General features: G+C 67.3%; 2 protein-coding genes. Both read left to right on the forward strand.

The window, feature by feature from the left end; translation table 11 throughout:
* Positions 1 to 564: GTP cyclohydrolase I FolE (folE, locus tag IPV08_RS24305; RefSeq protein WP_207414422.1), on the forward strand; the 564-nt coding region annotated here is incomplete at its 5' end.
* A 17-nt stretch (positions 565 to 581) separates the two neighbouring features.
* On the forward strand, positions 582 to 1,000 hold a 419-nt coding region (gene hisI / locus IPV08_RS24310), incomplete at its 3' end, for a phosphoribosyl-AMP cyclohydrolase (RefSeq protein WP_207414424.1).

A 1,000-nucleotide genomic window follows, 5' to 3' on the forward strand; every position in this document is an offset into this window, starting at 1 on the left:
CGGGAGGAGGCCGAGGCCGCCGTGCGCACCCTGCTGCGCTGGGCCGGCGACGACCCGAATCGCGAAGGCCTCAAGGATACGCCCGCCCGTGTGGCGAAGGCCTATGGCCAACTCTTCGGCGGCTACGAGCAGGATGCCGACGCCCTGCTCGAGCGTGTGTTCGAGGAGGTGGAGGGCTATTCCGACATCGTGCTCGTGCGCGACATCCCGTTCTACTCCCATTGCGAGCACCACATGGTGCCGTTCATGGGCCTCGCCCATATCGCCTATTACCCGACCAAGGGCGTGGTCGGCCTGTCGAAGCTCGCTCGCGTGGTCGACACCTTCGCCCGCCGCCTGCAGACGCAGGAGACCATGACGGCCCAGATCGCCGACGTGATCGAGAGCATCCTCAAGCCGCGCGGCATCGCCGTGATGGTGGAGGCCGAGCATCTTTGCATGGCCATGCGCGGCGTGCAGAAGGCCGGCGTCTCCACCCTGACCACGCAATTTCGCGGCGTGTTCAAGGACGATGCCAACGAGCAGGTCCGGTTCCTGACCCTCGTCCGCAACAACAAGAACTGACGCGGGCATTCCACGCGATGACGGTGAGCCAAGCTACCGCCGCGCCCGGTGGGTTCTCCCCGCCCGGTTCGCGCAAGGATGTGGAGGAAGGCGCAACGCTGACCCCGCGCTTCGACGCGAACGGTCTCGTCGCCTGCATCGCCGTCGATGCCCATGACGGCCGGGTCCTGATGCTCGCCCATATGAACGCCGAATCCCTGCGGCTCACCCTCGAGACCGGCGAGGCCTGGTACTGGTCGCGCTCGCGGAGCGAGCTCTGGCACAAGGGCGCCACGAGCGGGCAGGTCCAGCGCGTCGTCGAGATGCGGGTCGATTGCGACCAGGACGCGCTCCTGATCTCGGTGGAGGTCGGAGGCGATGGCGGATGTTGCCATACCGGGCGACGCTCCTGCTTCTACCGCGCCGTCTCCCTCGATCCGGTATCCGGCGAGGCCCT

It is taken from the genome of Methylobacterium sp. SD274, assembly GCF_017355285.1.
GTDB lineage: Bacteria > Pseudomonadota > Alphaproteobacteria > Rhizobiales > Beijerinckiaceae > Methylobacterium.